Raw genomic sequence first — 16,480 nt, forward strand, 5'->3', positions numbered from 1 at the left:
GGACGAAGCGTGGGGCGACTACAGAATGAGCGGCTTGAGCCCGTTGTCGGACACAAGCGGCTTTCCTGACTCCAGCCACTGGTCCATCCCGCCTGCAACGTTGATGGCCGCATAGCCCTGGCCGGTGAGCCACTGGGTGGCGCGGAAGGACCGTCCGCCGGTGCGGCAGATGACATAAAGGTCCTCGTCCGGGTCCAGCTCCTCCAGCCGTGCGGGCAGCTGGTCCAGCGGTATGTGGAGGGCGCCATCTGCGTGTCCCGCTACCCACTCGTAGTCTTCGCGGACGTCCAGGATGGCGGCGTCGGCCGGGACGTCGTTGACTGGCACGGATTCGAAATCGCTCACGGGAGTCCTCTTTCGGATGATCATGGTCTCCTTCCAGCCTAGCGCCAGCCGTCCCCATGCCTGCCGAAACCCTGGCAGGTTACGCTTCTCATTGATCCTGAGGAGGAGCCTTGCCCGCTGCGCAGTCAACCGTTTTCATGGCCGAGATCCACCGCCTGTCCGCCGTCCAGCTGCGGGACTCCCTCCGATCCGGCGAGCTCTCTGCGCGGGAAGCGACGGCCCACTTCCTTGCCCGCATCGCGGAGCGGAACCCGTTGCTGGGCGCGTTTGTCACCGTCACCGCGGAACAGGCCATGGCCGACGCCGGTGCCGCCGATGCGCGGTATTCCCGCCTTCGAAGGGGCTCGGGAACGGATCATGCCAAACACCCGGCCGGAGACACCAGTGACGTCCTTCCGCTCCTGCACGGCATGCCGCTGGCCTTCAAGGACCTCACTGATGTGGCCGGCGTGGTGACCACGCATGGCAGCGCCGCGCTGGAGCACAAACCCGCGCCAGCCGACGGGGCGTTGGCTGCGGCATTAAAAGCCACAGGCGTGATCTCGCTGGGCAAGACCCAGGTTCCGGAGTTCGGCCTGACCGCGTACAGCGAAAACCGCATCGCCCCGCCGTCGCGCAATCCGCACGCTCCCAGCCGGAGTTCCGGCGGTTCCTCCGGTGGCAGCGCGGCCGCGGTGGCCGCTGGGCTGCTCCCCTTCGCACCCGGGACCGACGGCGGCGGATCCATCCGCATCCCCGCGGCTGCGTGCGGACTCGTGGGGCTCAAGCCGGGCCGTGGGCTCGTGCCGTCGGGCGAGAGCCTGGGTGATCCCGCCGGACTGGTGGTGGCAGGCCCGCTTGCCCGGAGCGCCGCCGATGCTGCCCTGCTGATGGATGCGCTGGTGCCTTCCCCCCGAACCGGCTACCTCGGCGCCGTCACGCACGAACCGCGGCCGCTGCGCATCGGCCTCACCCTGGACAGCCCCTGGTCCGCGACGTTCCCGTTCACGCCCGAACCGGAAGCCCTGGCCGCCCTGAAGGCGGGCCGGGACATGCTGGAACACGCCGGGCATGCCGTGACCGAAGCTGCCGTCCGCTACGACAACCGCTACGCGGACGCGTTCACCACAGCCTGGACCGCCGCCGTCGGAACCGCCCGGATCAGTCCGCACCGCGAGGCGCTGCTGGCCCCGCTGACCCGGACCTTCCGGCGAAGGGCCCAACAGCGCAGTGCGTCCAAGCTCAACGAATCACTCGCGTTCCTGCGGCAATTCCAGCGCGACACCGTCACGCAGTACGGGGCCTGGGATCTCATGCTGATGCCTGCCCTGGCCCAGACGCCGCGGCCGGTGGGCTGGTTCGCCGGCGCCACGCACGGTGGCGAGCGCTGGCCCGCCGCCGCCTGGGCGGGCGACGCCGACGACGACTACCGCAGGCAGTGCGAATTCGCGCCGTGGTCCTCCATGGTGAATGTCTGCGGCCTGCCGGCCATCACCATTCCCGTGTACTGGACCGGCGGACAAGCGGCCAGCGGACTCCCGATGGGCATCCAGCTGGTGGGACCGGTGGGCTCGGAACTGCTCCTGCTCCAAGTGGCGGCCCAGCTGGGATTCTGAAGCCGGCATGAACAGGTTCCGGGTGTCGACTCCAGAGCCGAACGGGTGGACCATTAAAGGGCAGTCACCATGAGGAGGCCTGTGATGTGCTATTCATCGAGCAGGGATTTCGGGTGGGGCATCAAGAAGGAAGCCACCCGTGAACCCGAAGCGCGCCAGCAGACACCGCCGGACCGTTCGGAGCCCACTTTCACGGCTCAGGACTTCACCTTCTGGGCCTTCCCGCGTCGCCGGAAGACCCACGAAGCCGAGGAACCTGCTGCTGAGCGCACCCGCGAGAGGGTCTGACCTGTTGGCCAAGCCCGCTTGACGAAAGGCCCCTGGCTGGGGCCTTTCCCCTTGGCCGGCCAGGCACTCCGCCACGGCAACCCGGCCGGCCGGGGACCTCCGGCAGGACCTGGACCGCCCCCCGCAAGACCGCCTTGGAAATCTGGAGGGACACCAAAAATGCGCGGACAATACGTACACCAAGCATCTCTGCTGATGGCAGCCGGATCCGATCCCGCGGCACCGGGCGCGGCCATCACCCTGGAACTGTGCGGAAGCTGGGAGCACGTACCGCCGTGCCCGTTGGCGCCACATCACACCGGCCATGCCCGTGACGGCAACGAGGTGAAACTCAGGATCGTCTTCGCCGCCGAACCGGCCAAGGAAAACGAGGTCCGCCGCCGGATCGAAAAGGCCCTGGCCGGCGGGTCCCTCACCGGGCCGGGCGGAGTGAAAACCAACTGGACGTTCCGTGACAGCGGGCCCGCCATCCTGAGCGACGCGGAACGGGAGCAGGCGAAGCGGATCGCCGCCGAACCCCAGTCTCCGGAGACCTAGTAGCTATAGCTTGAGCTGTAGGCCATCACGCCGACGATGAACAGCAGCCAGATCGCGCCGTAACCGAGCAGGCAAAGGTAGCCCAGGACCAGCCCCGTGATGGACATGCCCTTGCCGGAAGGCTCGCGGCCGAGGGCAAGGTGGCCGGTGATGATCGCAGCGATCTGCGGAATCAGCATCATCCCCAGCATGACCGAGGAGATGCCGCAGACCAGGCTGGTGATGCTCAGGCCCTTGGGCTCGGCCGGCACGCCGTAGTACGCGGGCTGGCCGTAATGGCTGGGCTGCCCGTAGGTGCTAGGCGGACCATAGGGGCTGCCCGGCTGCACGTATGGCGCACCGTACTGCTCGGCAGGCTGCTTGTACTGGCCGGCCGCGGGCTGGTTCCAGTCGTAAAGGGGCGGCGCGGGGATGCTTGAGCCCGGCGCCGGCACAAACTGTGGCGCTTCGTAGCCGGTTGGTGAATCGCCTGTGCCCTGGGCTCCGGGACCCTGCGAATCCGGGCGCGGCGTGGTCTGGTCACTCATTGTTTTCCCCATTCGAAGTCTTCGCTTCCCAGCCTACCGCCGCCCTTGGCCCGGTCCTACTGTCCCCAATACGGCAGCGCGTACACAGCAAAAACCACAAAGCCGGCGAGGCACAGCAGCCGGGCCATCGCCCCGGCCGCATGCTGCTGAGCCCTGGTTTTGCGGCCGCTTCCGGTGCCGCCACTGTGCGGGCCGTGCACAACTCCGTGGGCCAGTTGCCGCGGTCCCGGCCGGGCACCCTGACGCGCCTCGGGACGCTGTGAAACCTCCGGCCGGCCGGCGGACGGCGTCACCACGACGCGATGGGCAGTCAACGACTTCAGCACGGGACTCTCCGCCGCTGGTTCCTGCGTCAGCAGCTGGCCAAGGTGGGCATACAGGCCAACCACCGTCTGCTGGTCGAGCACCGGAGGAAGCGCCAGGACTGCATCCACGACGCGGTCGGCACCAGCGACGGCGACGTCGGCGCTGGTGATGGCGAAGACGTCCGGCTGGCCCGCGAGGCAGATCAACGGGCGGACAAAGCGCCGATGTGGCGGTGCCAGCACCGAGGCCACGGCGGCGCACTGCGCCAGGGCGCCCTCCACTGACTGCGTCCTGGCAAACCGGCCCTGCCACAGGACCCCGGCGGAAACGCGAACTTCACCGGTCCAGTTCTTGGCGTCCACCACCACCACGCCGCCGGGTCCCACCAGGACGTGGTCCAGGTTGGCTTTGGGCCGGCCTGGCCAGTGCACGTCGTGGAGCAGGTACCAGCCGTGCGGCATCAGCAGGCTCAGCCGGTCAGCAACGACCCGTTCGCCAACCGCCCCGTCGTCCCATGATTTTGTGGCCCGCTCCGCCTGGTCCAACTGGCGTTTCAACCGCTGAACGCGCTCAGCAGCGAGCCTTGACTGTTCGGCCGCGCCGTCCCCTGCCCCCATGACCGGTCCCCTACCTTCCAGGCGGATGCTTTCCGCCGCATGCGCGACGGCGGTGCTGCCGCCGTCGTGCATTCCTTCCTGACTTTTTCCGAACGTAACAGCGGCGGCGGCAGCCGGTATATAGGTACTTTTGAGCCAAGTACTCAGGTTTCACTACCTGTTCATGACATTCCGCGTCACAGGGTCCGCGATTTGGACCGGGGCGTATTGCCGCCCGCCCGGGTCTGGCATGCTGGTCCCATGGCTAGCCGCGCGGGCACAGTTGCCCAACCCCAGGACCTTGTTGACATCACTGCGCTCCTCGACGCGTACTACGACATTTCGCCGGATCTGGGTGATCCCGCCCAGCGAGTGGCGTTCGGCACCTCGGGGCACCGGGGATCCAGCCTGAAGGCGTCGTTCAATGAAAAACACATCGTCGCGATCACGCAGGCAATCGTGGAATACCGTGCGGGGCAGGGCATCACCGGCCCGCTGTTCCTGGCGAAGGACACCCACGCCCTGAGCGAGCCGGCGCAGAACTCCGCGCTGGAAGTGCTCGCCGCCAACGGTGTGAACGTGCTGGTGGACGCCCGCCACGGCTACACCCCCACGCCTGCGCTGAGCCACGCCATCCTCACCTACAACAACAACCGCCAGCCCGGGTCTCCGGAGGCGGACGGCATTGTGGTCACTCCCAGCCACAATCCCCCGGCGGACGGCGGCTTCAAATACAACCCGCCGCACGGCGGCCCGGCCGATTCCGACGCCACGGGCTGGATCGCCAACCGCGCCAACGAACTGCTCGAAAACGACCTCCGCGGGGTTAAGCGCGTCTCCGTAGCGGATGCCCTCGCGGCTGACAGCACGGGGAAGTTTGATTTCCTCAGCAGCTACGTTGACGATCTCCCGTCGGTACTGAACCTGGACGCCATCCGCGAAGCCGGTGTCCGGATCGGGGCCGATCCCATGGGTGGCGCCGCCGTGGATTACTGGGGCGAAATCGGCGAGCGCCACCACCTGGACCTGACGGTAGTGAACCCCACCGTGGACCCGCAGTGGGCCTTCATGACCCTGGACTGGGACGAGAAGATCCGGATGGACTGCTCCTCACCTGCCGCGATGGCGTCGCTGATCAAGCGGATGTCCGACGGCGGCGCGGGCTCCGCGTTCGACGTCGCCACGGGCAATGACGCCGACGCCGACCGTCACGGCATTGTGACCCCCGACGGCGGGCTGATGAACCCGAATCACTACCTCGCCGTCGCCATCGATTACCTCTACCGCAACCGCAGCGGCTGGAACCCGAACTCGGTGGTTGGCAAGACCCTGGTATCGTCCTCGATCATCGACCGCGTGGCGGAGAGCCTGGGCCGCAAACTCGTGGAGGTCCCCGTGGGCTTCAAGTGGTTTGTGCCGGGCCTGCTGTCCGGTGAAGGCGCGTTCGGCGGCGAGGAATCGGCCGGAGCGTCCTTCAACAAGCTGGACGGCAGCGTGTGGACCACCGACAAGGACGGCATCCTGCTGGCCCTGCTGGCCTCGGAGATCACCGCGGTCACCGGCAAGTCGCCGTCGCAGCTGTACAAGGGCCTGACGGACCAGTTCGGCGCCCCCGTCTACGCGCGCATCGATGCAGCAGCCACGCGCGAGCAGAAGGCGGCACTCGGCAAGCTGTCGCCGTCGGACGTCACTGCCACTGAACTGGCAGGCGAAACCATCACCGCCAAGCTGACCGAGGCGCCCGGCAACGGGGCTTCCATCGGCGGCCTCAAGGTGGTCACGGAGAATGCCTGGTTCGCAGCCCGCCCGTCCGGGACCGAGGATGTCTACAAGATCTACGCCGAGTCCTTCAAGGGCGAGGAGCACCTCAAGCAAGTGCAGGCCGAAGCCAAAGCCCTGGTGGACGGTGTGATCGCCTAACCCTTAAAGCCAGATGCTCTATCACTTTTGGTCCCCATTCCGCCGGCTGGATGGGGACCAAAAGTGATAGAGCATCTTGGTCTAATTAGACGGTGCGGACGACGTCCTCGTAGGCGAACTTGGGCTTTGCTGCACCCCAGGCGTCTTCGCCGGGCTGGCCGATGTTGACCACCAGGAAGCTCTTCTGCCCGCCGGCCGGAAAGAGCTGGGCATCGATGGCGCTGAAGTCGGCACCGGTCATCGGGCCTGCGGCGAGGCCGAGGGAGCGGACAGCGATGATGAAGTAGCCGGCCTGCAGGTGTGCGTTGTTGTTGCCGGTGGCTGCAGCCAGGTCCGGAGCGGCGTCGTACATGGCCTTGGGGGCGCCGTACTCGGGCAGGAAGGTGTCCCACTGCTCGGCCCAGGCGGTGTCGTAGCTGAGGACGGCAACCAGCGGGGCGGACGCGGTCTTGGCCTTGTTGCCGTTGGACAGTGCGTCAACGAGCTTGGCGCGGGCCTCGTCCGAGCGGACGTAGGTGACGCGGAGGGGCTGGGAGTTGAAAGCCGTGGGACCGAATTTGGTGAGTTCGTAGATGGCGCGGGCCTGGTCCTCGGTCACCTCTCCGGTGAAGGAGTTGGCGGTGCGGGCTTCGGCAAAGATGGCGTCGACGGCGGCCGAGTCGATGACTGCTTCTTCGTGGGCAATAGTCATATGCGTACCTTTCGCTGGGCCCGCTCATCGGGATGATGTGCCGGCGGTCTGCTTTCCATACTTGCAACTTCAAGCGTTCCTGTCTTCTTCCCGTGACGGCACGTGACGTTCGGCACAGTGTGCGTCATTCCAGGAGTCAACGCTGACGCTTGACCGCCCCGCGGAGCGTGAGGAACATGGGCGTTAGTGGCGCTGGCCGCCGTTCGCACCTTTCCGGCGCTGCCCTACACAGCAGGGACGTGAAGCCATGCCGGAGACCCAGCAACGCACTTCAGCGGGCCGCAGCCCGGCACATCTGGCGATGGCCCTGGCGATATTACTCACGGGCTGCGCCTCCGGAGCGCCGGCACCGGTCCAAAAGACCCAGGCAGCTGTCAGCCACCAGACTGTACTGGCGGAATTCAGCGAAAGGATGCTCAAGCTCGGAGCGCCGGCTGTCCTCATCGAAGCGCGGGTCAACGGTGAAGTCTGGTCGTCAGCGGGCGGGGTCCGCAGCCTGGATGCCCCGACTCCGGCCGAGGTCACCGACCCGGTGCACGTCGCCAGCGTGACCAAATCCATGGTGGCCGTATCGGTCCTGAAGCTCGTGGAGGAAGGCGCCATCCGGCTCGGAGATCCAGTAGGGAAACATCTCCCCGGGTTCGACAGCCTGATGAAGCCCCCTGGCCCCGTTACCGTGGAACAGCTCCTCCGGCACGAGAGCGGGATACCGGCTCACCCTGAGTCCGTGTTCACATCCCGGCAGATAGTTGAGCTGCTCGGCCAGCCCAGGACTGCTGAACAGAACCTTGCCCTGGCAGCTTCCACGCCGTGGGTGCTGATGCCCGGCAGCGGCTTCCGATATTCCAACTTGAACTACCTTGTCCTGGGCCTCATCGTGGAGCGACTGCGTGAACAGCCCCTCGGCCAGGTCCTGAGGTCAGACATCATCGAGCCCCTCAAGCTGACCGGCACACACCTGACGGCCCCCGGCCCGGCCCCGGCCACCATGGTCCATGGCTACATCACCGTCGACGGCGAACAGCAGGATGTCACCTACCTGGATGGGCTGATCGACGACGCAGCGGGCGGACTGGTCTCAACCGTCGGCGACCTGAATACGTTCTACGCTGCCCTGATGGACGGGCGGCTCGTGAAGCCGGCCACTGTCAAGGAGATGCTGCTGGCACCGAGAGGCTACGGTTTGGGCCTCACCCGGTGGGCAAGCGTCTGTTCAGGCGCCTTCTACTACGGCCATGCCGGAGACACGGCAGGGTACGGCACCATAGCCCTGACCACCCCGGACGCCAGACGTCAGGTGACCATTACCCTCGCCTATCCTCCTGACCCGCTCAATCTCACCCCCTATGCGCCGAGCAATCCGCTGGCCTGGGAAGTCCTCAGGATGGGCAGGAAAGCACTGGACACCAACTGCTAGCCCTGACGCGGGGCCTGCGCGGTATTGTTGCACCGGAAGATCCCCGGCCCCAGCGGCCAACCCCCTGAAAGGCCCGCCCATGAGCATGCTCGGAATGAAATGGAAGCTCCACGGCAACGGCAAGTCGATCAAGCCCGGCCAGGTGGTGGCCCCCGACGAACGGCTGGCCTGGCCGCTGACCATCGGCGTGGGCATGCAGCACGTGGTGGCCATGTTCGGCGCCACGTTCCTGGTGCCCATCATTACCGGAATGCCGCCGGCCACCACCCTGTTCTTCTCCGGCATCGGCACCCTGCTGTTCCTGGTCATCACCAAGGGCCGCGTCCCCAGCTACCTCGGCTCCAGTTTCGCGTTTATCGCCCCCATCATGGCGTCCCAGCAGCAGTTCGGTGTGCCTGGCGCGCTGGGTGGAGTGGTGCTTGCCGGCGTCGCGCTGGCCATCATCGGTGCGATTGTGCAGAAGTTCGGCGCGGGCTGGATCAACCGGCTGATGCCGCCGATCGTCACCGGCGCCATCGTGGCACTGATCGGCCTGAACCTCGCCCCCGCGGCGAAGATGAATTTCGACGCCGCCCCGGTCACCGCCGTGATCACGCTCGCCACCATCATCCTGGTCAGCGTCCTGTTCAAGGGGATCATCGGCCGCCTCAGCATCCTGGTGGGTGTGGTGGTGGGTTACCTCGTGGCCATGCTGCGCGGCGAAGTGAGCTACGACAAGATGGACGCCGCCGCCTGGATCGGGCTGCCGCACTTCCAGACGCCGGAATTCCACGTGGGCGTGCTCGGCCTCTTTGTCCCGGTGGTTCTGGTCCTGGTGGCAGAGAACATCGGGCACGTGAAATCTGTGGCGGCCATGACCGGCCAGAACCTCGACGGCGTCTCCGGCCGCGCGCTGATGGCCGACGGCGTGGCCACGGTCCTCGCCGGCGCCGGCGGCGGTTCCGGCACCACCACCTACGCGGAAAACATCGGCGTGATGGCGGCAACCAAGGTGTATTCGACGGCGGCGTACTGGGTTGCCGGTGTCTTCGCCATCGTGCTGAGCTTCTCGCCGAAGTTCGGCGAACTGATCGCCACGGTCCCCCCGGGCGTGCTGGGCGGCGCGGCCACCATGCTGTACGGCATGATCGGGATCCTGGGCGTGAAGATCTGGGTTCAGAACAAGGTGAACTTCTCCAACCCGGTAAACCTGACCACCGCCGCAGTCGCCCTGATCATCGGCATAGCCGACTACACCTGGACCATCGGGGAGCTGACGTTCACGGGCATCGCGCTGGGCTCCGCGGCGGCCCTGGTGATTTACCACGGCATGAAGGCGCTCGCGAAGGCCCGGGGCACGGTGGCGGAACCGGAAACCGAACAGGCGGGCCTGCCGCCCGCGGCGAAGGCGGCCCTCAACGCTGCCGCGAAGCGCACCCCGAAGAAGCGCTGATCCAGTAGCGGCCCGGGTCACGGTCTCCTGGGTCAGGGTCCAGAGCAGGCTGCGGGCTCAGGCTGCGTGGCCGCCCCCGATGAACGGGCCCGGCGGGGTGCCCATGCCAAATACCGGTCCGGGCTCGGGCCGCTTGGCGGTCAGCGCCTGTTCTGCGGGGTGCCTCAGTTGCCGGACCACCCAGGGGACCAGGTATTCGCGCGCCCAGATCAGGTCCTCGGCCCTGGCTTCCTTCCAGCTCCGGGCCAGCGGCGGCTTGGGTTCCAGCGGTACCAAGGTGTGCGGGACGCCTAGGGCCTTCAACACGGCCGCCGCGATGGTGTGGTGCCCCAGCGGCGAGAAGTGCAGCCGGTCCGGGTCCCACATGCCGGGGCGGGTGAGCTCGCGCAGGAACCACAGGTCAACCATCACCGCGTCGTGGCGGGCGGCCACCGTGTGGAGGTTCTCGTTGAAGATGGCAACCTTGCCCCGGATCTGGCTGAAGACAGGCGTGGCACCCCAGTCTGGTCCGGCAAAGAGAACCACCGTGGCACCGGACCTGGTCAGTTGGTCCACTCCGGCGTCGATCTTTTCTGCGAGCCGGTCCGGATCGCTGCGGCGGAAAACAATATCGTTGCCACCTGCGGAGAGCGTCACCAGATCGGGCTTCAGCGTCAGCGCCGGCGTAAGCTGCTGGTCGAGGATCTGCTGCACGAGCAGACCCCTGACTGCAAGGTTGGCGTAGGCAAAATCGGGCTGGTTTGCACTCAGCTCTTCCGCCACGCGGTCCGCCCAGCCGCGCAGACCCCCGTCACTGCGGGGTTCGGGGTCGCCGATCCCTTCGGTGAAGGAGTCGCCCAAGGCCACCAACCGGTGCCATGGGTGTGCAGGCTCCGCAGCGACGTTCCGGACATCTTTGTCCTGCTTCCAGGCGTTCATGCCGTACTCCCTGTTTTGTAGGGTCCCTCGTTCCGGCCTGGGGGTTTGGCCGAGATAAGTCCACCGACGCCGGCATTTTCCTGGCCCGGTGCTGCTGGGCCAGGGCGCGAAGCGGCCACAATATTCATGGCTGTCTCGCGCAGCCCCTGGTTGGTATGCCGTGCAATGGTCCGGAGGTACTGGAGCGCTGCTTCATGGCCCAGCCCGTAATCAGAGGTAAGGACGGTGACGGCCAGGTCCATCAGCACCATGGAGCTTTGGGCGACCGCCAGTTGCGCGCCGGCCTCCGCCCGCTCGGCCACGCGAACCACCATACGAAGGGACCTGGCCACCTGCCGTACATACCGGCGCATCTGAGTGATGTCTTCGCTGGTGAAGGAGTGGGGCATGGATGCGTAGAGGCTCAGCGCAGCACTCCAACCGGCCCCGGCCATAATTGGTGTGGACAGCAGCGACCTAACACCGTGGTCCGCGGCAACATTGGCATACCCTGGCCACCGGCGGTCGCGGGCGACGTCCGCCACATGAACAAAATCACCGGCGCGCAGGGATTCGAGCACAGGGCCGTCCGCAAACGAGCACTGTTCTTCGTCCGCAGCCCGGGCCGCGGCGCTGCCTGCAGCGGCCGTGCGCACCGATCCGGGGCGGAAGAACGTGACGGCCCAACTGATACCGCGGAGGTCGCCGTCAATGTCACGCATGAACTCGTGGGTGACGGCAGCAAGGAAGTCCTCGACATCCGTGCTGTCGAACACCAAATCCTGGGGGTCGGGAAGCGATTCCCAGCCCGGCCCCTCTGGGGTTGCCGCGGCCATGATCCATGCCTACATTCGAAATGCGCGGCCCACTGCAAAACCTGTTTCTAGGATACGTCCGGAGACGGCTCCGCGGGCGGGACCGGGGGCACTAAAAGGTCCCCAGTCCCGCCCGCGGTGGGAAGGCTCAGCCAGCCCGCACCTACGGGTCAGCCGGCGTCGAAACTTTCCTCGTCGTCGTCGTTCGGTGACTTTTCCTTAGGCAGGTCATCCCCACTGCCGTCCGGCAGGCCGGAAGCGTCCTGGCCCGACTCAGACGAGAACGGCTCTGAGCCTTGTGAGTCAGCGTTGGACTCATCGATTTCGGCCTCGGCCGAGGGGACCTCCGCGTCACGCGGCACCGGCGGCTCCCCCGGTTCGAACCCGGGATCGTTTGAGTCGGCCTCGGCATGATGCTGCTCGTCCGTGCCGCCGAACCGGCCGGCTCCGGGCTCACCGGCGCTGTCCTTGTCCTCCTCGGCGAAGTGGCTGAGGTTGGGGGTGCCTGTGGCGAATGTTTCGCCGTCGGGGCTGTCCTGGTTCAGCCCGGCGGCGTCGAAGTCTTCTTCCTCGCGGGGCTGGGCGAACTGCTTGTTGTCCGCACCGCCCATCTCCTGCTCCGCTGTCGGTGTACCGTAGCCACCCACTTCCTCTGCCGGTTCCGGGTGCTGGTTCTCCTGGCTCATGGTTCCTCCTGTTGTGGATGTGGATAATCTGACGTGCAAGTACCTTAGAGACCCTTGCCGCCGGTGACCGGCAGCACCGCTCCCGAAATGTAGGACCCCTGGTCGGACGCCAGGAGTACATACGCGGCGGCGAGCTCGGCGGGCTGGCCTGCCCTCTGCAGCGGTGTGTCCTGGCCGAATGTGGGAAGTTTGTCCGGCCACTCGGTTGCGGGAATCAGCGGGGTCCAGATGGGGCCGGGGGCCACGGCGTTGACACGTATTCCCTTGGGTCCCAGCTCCTGGGCCAGCGCCTTGGTAAAGGCCACCTGCGCGGCCTTGGTCATGGCGTAGTCAATGAGCCCCGGGGACGGGTTGAAGGCCTGGATGGACGCCGTAGTGATGATCGAGGCGCCGGCTTTCAGGTGCGGAACCGCCGCCCGCGCCGTCCAGAGCAGGGAGTACAGGTTGGTCTTGAAGACCCGGTCGAACTCCTCGGTGGGCAGCGACTCGAGGCTGTCCCGGTTCTTCTGGTAAGCGGCATTGAGCACCACCACGTCCAGTCCGCCAAACTCCGCCACGGTGTCCGCCACAATCCGCGTGCTGAAGTCCTCCTCGCGCCCGTCGCCAGCGAGCAGCAGCGCCCGCTGGCCCGCTTTGCGGATCCACTCGGCGGTGTCCTGGGCGTCTTCCTCTTCTTCCGGAAGATAGGAAATCGCGACGTCGGCCCCCTCGCGTGCGAACGCAATGGCTGCAGCTTTGCCGATCCCCGAGTCCCCGCCGGTGATCAGCGCTGCCTTGCCCTGAAGTGCCCCGTGCCCTTCGTAGCTGAGTTCTCCGTGGTCCGGCTTTGGGTTCATGGGCCCCGTGAGGCCCGGCTGTTCCTGCTCCTGCTTCGGGAAGCCGCCGGAATGGTAGCTGCCCCGGGGGTCTGCGGGCGGTTCTGTCTGCTTTTTCTTATCGCTCATAGTCCACCTCTTCACTGAATCGGTTTCCGAAGGCTCCTGCTGAACCGGCCCTTCGAAACTATCCCGCCCGGCAGAGCAAGTCCACCGTTCGGAGGAAACAATCAGCAAACTTAGCAATTGTTGATCTTGGCGCAACTTCGGCCTAGCTTTGGAGCACGCGGCTTGGCCGCCACGCCCCGGAGCGAGGAGTAGCAATGTCGGATATGGAGGACTACACAGGCAGCACCGGCCGCAACGAAACCCGGGAAGAACAGCTTGACCGCAACTGGGGCGAGCTATTGCAGGAGCTCCGTGTGCTGCAGACCGGGGTCCAGATCCTGGCGGGCTTCCTCCTCACCCTCCCCTTCCAGCAGCGGTTCGAGGATCTGGACGATTTCCAGGTCATCCTGTACCTGGTCAACGTGGTCATCGCCACGCTCACCACTGCCCTGATCCTGCTTCCGGTGAGCGTCCACCGCCGACTGTTCCGCCAGCGCCTCAAGGAGATGCTCGTATCGAGCGCTGATTCCATCACCAAACTGGCCCTGGCCGGGGTAGGCATGCTCAGCGTCGGAACGGCCTCACTGGTTTTTGACGTGACTGCGGGCCGCCTGGCGGGCCTCACGGCTGGCGGCATCCTGCTGGCCGTGCTCCTCGTGCTGCTGGTCTATGTCCCGCTGCGGCTGAACCGCCGCGCCCAGGAAGGGTAACCGCCCGCCACCGCGGAAACCCGGCGGCCACTGAACAAAGGAGCGGACATGCGCACGTGGGTCAAGGAACACGGCCTGATGCTCGCCAACGCCGGGCTGTTCGTGGCCTTTTTCGGCGGAATGATCCTCTCCGGTGCAGCCTCGTACAGCGAGGAGCAGGCCGCCCATGGGCAGCCGGGCGTCACCGTGCTGGAATATCTGTCTACGGGCGACTTTGTGGAGGCTACGTTCGAGAATTGGGAATCCGAGTTCCTGCAAATGGCCATGTACGTGGTGCTGACCGTTTTCCTTTTCCAGAAGGGCTCCTCGGAGTCCAAGCCGATGGGCAAGGCCGCCCCGCAGGACCAGGATCCCCGCGATGCCACCGTCAAGGACGCCACACCGTGGCCGGTGAAGCGTGGCGGGCTGGTGCTCAAGCTCTATGAGCACTCGCTCTCCATCCTCCTGCTGCTGCTGTTTGTTGCGTCCTTCAGCCTGCACGCAGCCGGCGGAACCTCGGCATACAACGACGAACAACAGAGCCACGGCCAGCCCTCTGTCACTGTGCTCCAGTACCTGGCCACCAGCCGCTTCTGGTTCGAGTCTTTCCAGAACTGGCAAAGCGAGTTCCTCGCAGTGGCCGTCCTGGTGGGCGCGTCCGTTTACCTCCGAGAGAAGGGGTCACCGGAATCCAAACCGGTGGCTGAGCCGCACTACGAGACCGGCGCCTGAGCGGCCCGCTGCCGAAGCTGGCTTCAGGCGCCTTCGAGGACCTGGGTGGTGGCCCACGCCAGGTACTTCGCGGCGTTTGCGACGGCGTCTTCCGGGCTGGCTGCCACATCAAGCAGCTGCGCGGCGGCTACTACCCCGTGGGCAGCGAGGTCCTCAGGCGTCACCAGGATGCGGCCCGCCACCACAATCACCGGGATACCCCGTTCCCGGGCGGCGTCGGCGAGCGCAATGGGAGCCTTGCCCGTCAGCGACTGGGAGTCCAACGATCCTTCACCGGTGATCACCAGGTCCGCGTTGTCCAACTGGCCTTCGAGGCCGGTGAGCCCTGCCACCAGCGCAAATCCACCTTCCAGCCTGGCGCTGGTAAAGGCAACGAACGACGCCGGGAAGCCGCCTGCAGCGCCGGCGCCCGGCAGGTTGACGTCCCGGCCGGTTGCCTCCCGGAGCAGGGACGCCCAGTTGCGGAGGCCGGCGTCGAGCAGTTCCACGGCCTCCGCGTCGGCACCCTTTTGGGGCCCGAAGACGTGGGCGGCTCCGGTGGCGCCAAACAGCGGGTTCTGCACGTCCACCGCAATCCGGAAAGAGACGGCGGACAGGCGCGGATCCAGCCCGGAGGTGTCCAGGGCCGCCACTTCGGCCAGCGATCCGCCTCCCAGCGGGACCACGTTTCCGGCGCTGTCCAGCGGTTTGAGGCCCAGCGCGCGCAGGGCGCCGCTGCCGGCATCGGTCATGGCCGATCCGCCCAGGCCCACCACAATCTCGGTGGCGCCGGCGTCGAGGGCGGCCGCGATCAGTTGTCCGCAGCCGTAACTGTGGGCCCGCAGGGCGTTGGCCGGTGTGGGCTCCATCTGCGCCAGGCCGGAGGCCTGCGCGGTCTCAATGACGGCGGTAGCGCCGCCGTCGGCATTTTTCCGGATGGCCCAGGCCGCACCAACGGGTTTAAGGATGGGCCCGACGACGGCGTTGAGCCGCTCCTCATAGCCGGCAGAAACGGCGGCCTCCAGGGTTCCCTCCCCGCCGTCGGCGATCGGAAACTGGTTGGCCACGGCATCCGGGTAGACGCGCAGCGCGCCCTCTGCGATGGCGGCCGCGGCCTCGGCAGCGGTGAGTGAGCCCTTGAACTTGTCCGGAGCGATGAGAATGCGCATGCCGCCCATCATGCCAGCCCGGCGCAGGAAAGCGCTTGCCCGATCCGGAATACGGACAGCTGTGGCCTACGGACCAGGCACCTTGCCCCTGAGCACGGCGAAGTATCCGGGAATCCGGCTGTCGCCGTATGCGTCCATCAGCGGGTTGGTTTCGATAGTGGTGGGACCGTCCTCCACGAGCGTCCACCGGTCCGGGGGCATCACCCGGGCAAGTTCCTTCGGCCCGAAGCGGCCGGGCATGGGCAGTTTCCGGATGGCCAGTTCCAGTGGGGCTGGGATGCGTCGGCGCGAAGCGCCCAGGTGCGAGACATATTCCACCGGGTTCCCGTTGAAGTTCGTCTCCGCCAGGAAAACCCTGCCGCGCACACCCACCAGCCGTAGAATATTTTCCATCATCGCGGCCTGGTCGGCGGCGTCCAGGACATGGAGTACGCCGCGGATGAAGACGTTGGCGTCCGTCCCTTCCGCCAGACCGGCAGACGCGCCGGGTCGTGTCATGTCCCGCGCCACGAAGCTGATGTTGTTGATGCCTGCGGACTCGTCCTGCGCGCGGGCCACCGCGTGGTCCGATACGTCCACCCCCGTGACCTGCGGGGAAAACGCCGCGAGGGCCCGGCTGAAGCCGCCATGCCCGCACCCCACATCCACCACAGGGAGGCCGGGATCGAAGTGCCGCACCAGGATGTCACGGTAGCCCAGCAGCTCGTGATCGGTCCCGGAGTCCCACAGCACTTCGCTCTGGGCGCCCGTGCTGGCGATCCCCGCCCAATATCTGTCCCAGGCAACGGTGCGGTTTTTGGGCGCAGAGCGGGACAGGCTGATGAGCTTGGGCAGGATCAGATACTTCCGCCAGGCGGCGGGCATCGACTTCGACGGGGAGGACACCGTTCAAATATAGGTCCCCCAACGACGCACGGCCCCGCGCGGGGATCGCAT

18 protein-coding genes are annotated in these 16,480 nt (G+C 66.5%); 8 read left to right on the forward strand and 10 right to left on the reverse strand.

The genetic code is table 11. From position 1 onward, the window contains the following. Window positions 1-18 precede the first annotated feature (18 nt). On the reverse strand, window positions 19-345 hold the full coding sequence (locus J2808_RS06460) for a rhodanese-like domain-containing protein (protein ID WP_309813383.1): 327 nt from the start codon (window positions 343-345) through the stop codon (window positions 19-21). Between the two features lie 137 nt (window positions 346-482). Here J2808_RS06460 and J2808_RS06465 point away from each other — a divergent pair, with 137 nt between their 5' ends. The 3 genes from J2808_RS06465 (at window position 483) to J2808_RS06475 (ending at window position 2,765) form a co-directional block, all read left to right on the forward strand. Further along, window positions 483-1,940, forward strand: coding sequence for an amidase (locus J2808_RS06465; protein WP_309814213.1), 1,458 nt, complete (start codon window positions 483-485; stop codon window positions 1,938-1,940). A gap of 84 nt (window positions 1,941-2,024) precedes the next feature. Continuing rightward, window positions 2,025-2,228: a hypothetical protein gene (locus J2808_RS06470; protein WP_309813386.1), complete on the forward strand. Its 204-nt coding sequence runs from the start codon at window positions 2,025-2,027 to the stop codon at window positions 2,226-2,228. 195 nt (window positions 2,229-2,423) lie between these two features. After that, the gene (locus J2808_RS06475; RefSeq protein WP_309813388.1) at window positions 2,424-2,765 is read left to right on the forward strand and encodes a hypothetical protein; all 342 of its coding nucleotides are present in this window, start codon (window positions 2,424-2,426) and stop codon (window positions 2,763-2,765) included. On the opposite strand, the gene J2808_RS06480 is transcribed toward J2808_RS06475, so the two are convergent. Both J2808_RS06480 and J2808_RS06485 read right to left on the reverse strand, forming a co-directional pair. Continuing rightward, window positions 2,762-3,292 (reverse strand): DUF4190 domain-containing protein, encoded by a 531-nt coding sequence (locus tag J2808_RS06480; RefSeq protein ID WP_309813391.1) that lies wholly within the window; start codon window positions 3,290-3,292, stop codon window positions 2,762-2,764. The two genes, J2808_RS06475 and J2808_RS06480, sit on opposite strands and share 4 nt — an antisense overlap. 56 nt (window positions 3,293-3,348) lie before the next feature. Next, on the reverse strand, window positions 3,349-4,287 hold the full coding sequence (locus J2808_RS06485; protein WP_309813394.1) for a nuclease-related domain-containing protein: 939 nt from the start codon (window positions 4,285-4,287) through the stop codon (window positions 3,349-3,351). 168 nt (window positions 4,288-4,455) lie between these two features. Here J2808_RS06485 and pgm point away from each other — a divergent pair, with 168 nt between their 5' ends. Further along, window positions 4,456-6,114 carry a phosphoglucomutase (alpha-D-glucose-1,6-bisphosphate-dependent) gene (pgm, locus tag J2808_RS06490; RefSeq protein WP_309813397.1) on the forward strand — a complete coding sequence of 553 codons (1,659 nt, stop codon included), beginning with the start codon at window positions 4,456-4,458 and terminating at the stop codon, window positions 6,112-6,114. Window positions 6,115-6,199: 85 nt separating this feature from the next. Here pgm and J2808_RS06495 read toward each other — a convergent pair whose 3' ends face one another. Then, window positions 6,200-6,805: a malonic semialdehyde reductase gene (locus J2808_RS06495; protein ID WP_309813400.1), complete on the reverse strand. Its 606-nt coding sequence runs from the start codon at window positions 6,803-6,805 to the stop codon at window positions 6,200-6,202. A gap of 247 nt (window positions 6,806-7,052) precedes the next feature. Between J2808_RS06495 and J2808_RS06500 the strand changes: the two genes are divergently transcribed. Both J2808_RS06500 and J2808_RS06505 read left to right on the forward strand, forming a co-directional pair. Next, a complete protein-coding gene (locus J2808_RS06500) occupies window positions 7,053-8,222 on the forward strand; it encodes a serine hydrolase domain-containing protein (protein ID WP_309813403.1) in 1,170 nt (389 codons plus the stop codon). Between the two features lie 79 nt (window positions 8,223-8,301). Then, entirely contained in the window at window positions 8,302-9,654 is a 1,353-nt protein-coding gene (locus J2808_RS06505) for a uracil-xanthine permease family protein (protein ID WP_309813406.1), read from the forward strand. 57 nt (window positions 9,655-9,711) lie between these two features. On the opposite strand, the gene J2808_RS06510 is transcribed toward J2808_RS06505, so the two are convergent. The 4 genes from J2808_RS06510 to J2808_RS06525 form a co-directional block, all read right to left on the reverse strand. Next, window positions 9,712-10,572 (reverse strand): SGNH/GDSL hydrolase family protein, encoded by an 861-nt coding sequence (locus J2808_RS06510; RefSeq protein WP_309813408.1) that lies wholly within the window; start codon window positions 10,570-10,572, stop codon window positions 9,712-9,714. Then, the gene (locus tag J2808_RS06515) at window positions 10,569-11,387 is read right to left on the reverse strand and encodes a GAF domain-containing protein (protein ID WP_309813412.1); all 819 of its coding nucleotides are present in this window, start codon (window positions 11,385-11,387) and stop codon (window positions 10,569-10,571) included. Before J2808_RS06515 ends, J2808_RS06510 begins: the two co-directional genes overlap by 4 nt. Window positions 11,388-11,536: 149 nt before the next feature. Then, on the reverse strand, window positions 11,537-12,052 hold the full coding sequence (locus J2808_RS06520; RefSeq protein WP_309813414.1) for a hypothetical protein: 516 nt from the start codon (window positions 12,050-12,052) through the stop codon (window positions 11,537-11,539). Between the two features lie 44 nt (window positions 12,053-12,096). Next, window positions 12,097-12,996: an SDR family oxidoreductase gene (locus tag J2808_RS06525; protein WP_309813417.1), complete on the reverse strand. Its 900-nt coding sequence runs from the start codon at window positions 12,994-12,996 to the stop codon at window positions 12,097-12,099. A gap of 194 nt (window positions 12,997-13,190) precedes the next feature. Between J2808_RS06525 and J2808_RS06530 the strand changes: the two genes are divergently transcribed. Then, complete coding sequence (locus J2808_RS06530; RefSeq protein ID WP_309813420.1) at window positions 13,191-13,685, forward strand: DUF6328 family protein; 495 nt, start codon at window positions 13,191-13,193, stop codon at window positions 13,683-13,685. A 48-nt stretch (window positions 13,686-13,733) separates the two neighbouring features. Next, window positions 13,734-14,396, forward strand: a complete 663-nt coding sequence (locus J2808_RS06535; protein ID WP_309813422.1) for a DUF6766 family protein — start codon at window positions 13,734-13,736, stop codon at window positions 14,394-14,396. Window positions 14,397-14,419: 23 nt separating this feature from the next. Here the strand turns inward: J2808_RS06535 and J2808_RS06540 are convergent, their stop codons facing one another. Beyond that, window positions 14,420-15,544 carry a glycerate kinase gene (locus J2808_RS06540; protein ID WP_309813424.1) on the reverse strand — a complete coding sequence of 375 codons (1,125 nt, stop codon included), beginning with the start codon at window positions 15,542-15,544 and terminating at the stop codon, window positions 14,420-14,422. A gap of 66 nt (window positions 15,545-15,610) precedes the next feature. After that, a complete protein-coding gene (locus J2808_RS06545) occupies window positions 15,611-16,408 on the reverse strand; it encodes a class I SAM-dependent methyltransferase (protein WP_309814216.1) in 798 nt (265 codons plus the stop codon). Window positions 16,409-16,480: the final 72 nt, after the last annotated feature.

The organism is Pseudarthrobacter sulfonivorans (assembly GCF_031454915.1).
GTDB classification, from domain to species: Bacteria; Actinomycetota; Actinomycetes; order Actinomycetales; family Micrococcaceae; genus Arthrobacter; species Arthrobacter sulfonivorans_C.

Bases quoted from the DNA above. Each gene is read 5' to 3' on its own strand.
- J2808_RS06475 (WP_309813388.1), top strand. From the start codon at position 2,424: ATGGCAGCCGGATCCGATCCCGCGGCACCGGGCGCGGCCATCACCCTG.
- J2808_RS06500 (WP_309813403.1), top strand. From the start codon at position 7,053: ATGCCGGAGACCCAGCAACGCACTTCAGCGGGCCGCAGCCCGGCACAT.
- J2808_RS06530 (WP_309813420.1), top strand. From the start codon at position 13,191: ATGTCGGATATGGAGGACTACACAGGCAGCACCGGCCGCAACGAAACC.
- J2808_RS06505 (WP_309813406.1), top strand. From the start codon at position 8,302: ATGAGCATGCTCGGAATGAAATGGAAGCTCCACGGCAACGGCAAGTCG.
- J2808_RS06525 (WP_309813417.1), bottom strand. From the start codon at position 12,996: ATGAGCGATAAGAAAAAGCAGACAGAACCGCCCGCAGACCCCCGGGGC.
- J2808_RS06540 (WP_309813424.1), bottom strand. From the start codon at position 15,544: ATGCGCATTCTCATCGCTCCGGACAAGTTCAAGGGCTCACTCACCGCT.
- J2808_RS06480 (WP_309813391.1), bottom strand. From the start codon at position 3,292: ATGAGTGACCAGACCACGCCGCGCCCGGATTCGCAGGGTCCCGGAGCC.
- J2808_RS06545 (WP_309814216.1), bottom strand. From the start codon at position 16,408: ATGCCCGCCGCCTGGCGGAAGTATCTGATCCTGCCCAAGCTCATCAGC.
- J2808_RS06520 (WP_309813414.1), bottom strand. From the start codon at position 12,052: ATGAGCCAGGAGAACCAGCACCCGGAACCGGCAGAGGAAGTGGGTGGC.
- J2808_RS06510 (WP_309813408.1), bottom strand. From the start codon at position 10,572: ATGAACGCCTGGAAGCAGGACAAAGATGTCCGGAACGTCGCTGCGGAG.
- J2808_RS06485 (WP_309813394.1), bottom strand. From the start codon at position 4,287: ATGCACGACGGCGGCAGCACCGCCGTCGCGCATGCGGCGGAAAGCATC.
- J2808_RS06515 (WP_309813412.1), bottom strand. From the start codon at position 11,387: ATGGCCGCGGCAACCCCAGAGGGGCCGGGCTGGGAATCGCTTCCCGAC.
- J2808_RS06470 (WP_309813386.1), top strand. From the start codon at position 2,025: ATGTGCTATTCATCGAGCAGGGATTTCGGGTGGGGCATCAAGAAGGAA.
- pgm (WP_309813397.1), top strand. From the start codon at position 4,456: ATGGCTAGCCGCGCGGGCACAGTTGCCCAACCCCAGGACCTTGTTGAC.
- J2808_RS06535 (WP_309813422.1), top strand. From the start codon at position 13,734: ATGCGCACGTGGGTCAAGGAACACGGCCTGATGCTCGCCAACGCCGGG.
- J2808_RS06495 (WP_309813400.1), bottom strand. From the start codon at position 6,805: ATGACTATTGCCCACGAAGAAGCAGTCATCGACTCGGCCGCCGTCGAC.
- J2808_RS06465 (WP_309814213.1), top strand. From the start codon at position 483: ATGGCCGAGATCCACCGCCTGTCCGCCGTCCAGCTGCGGGACTCCCTC.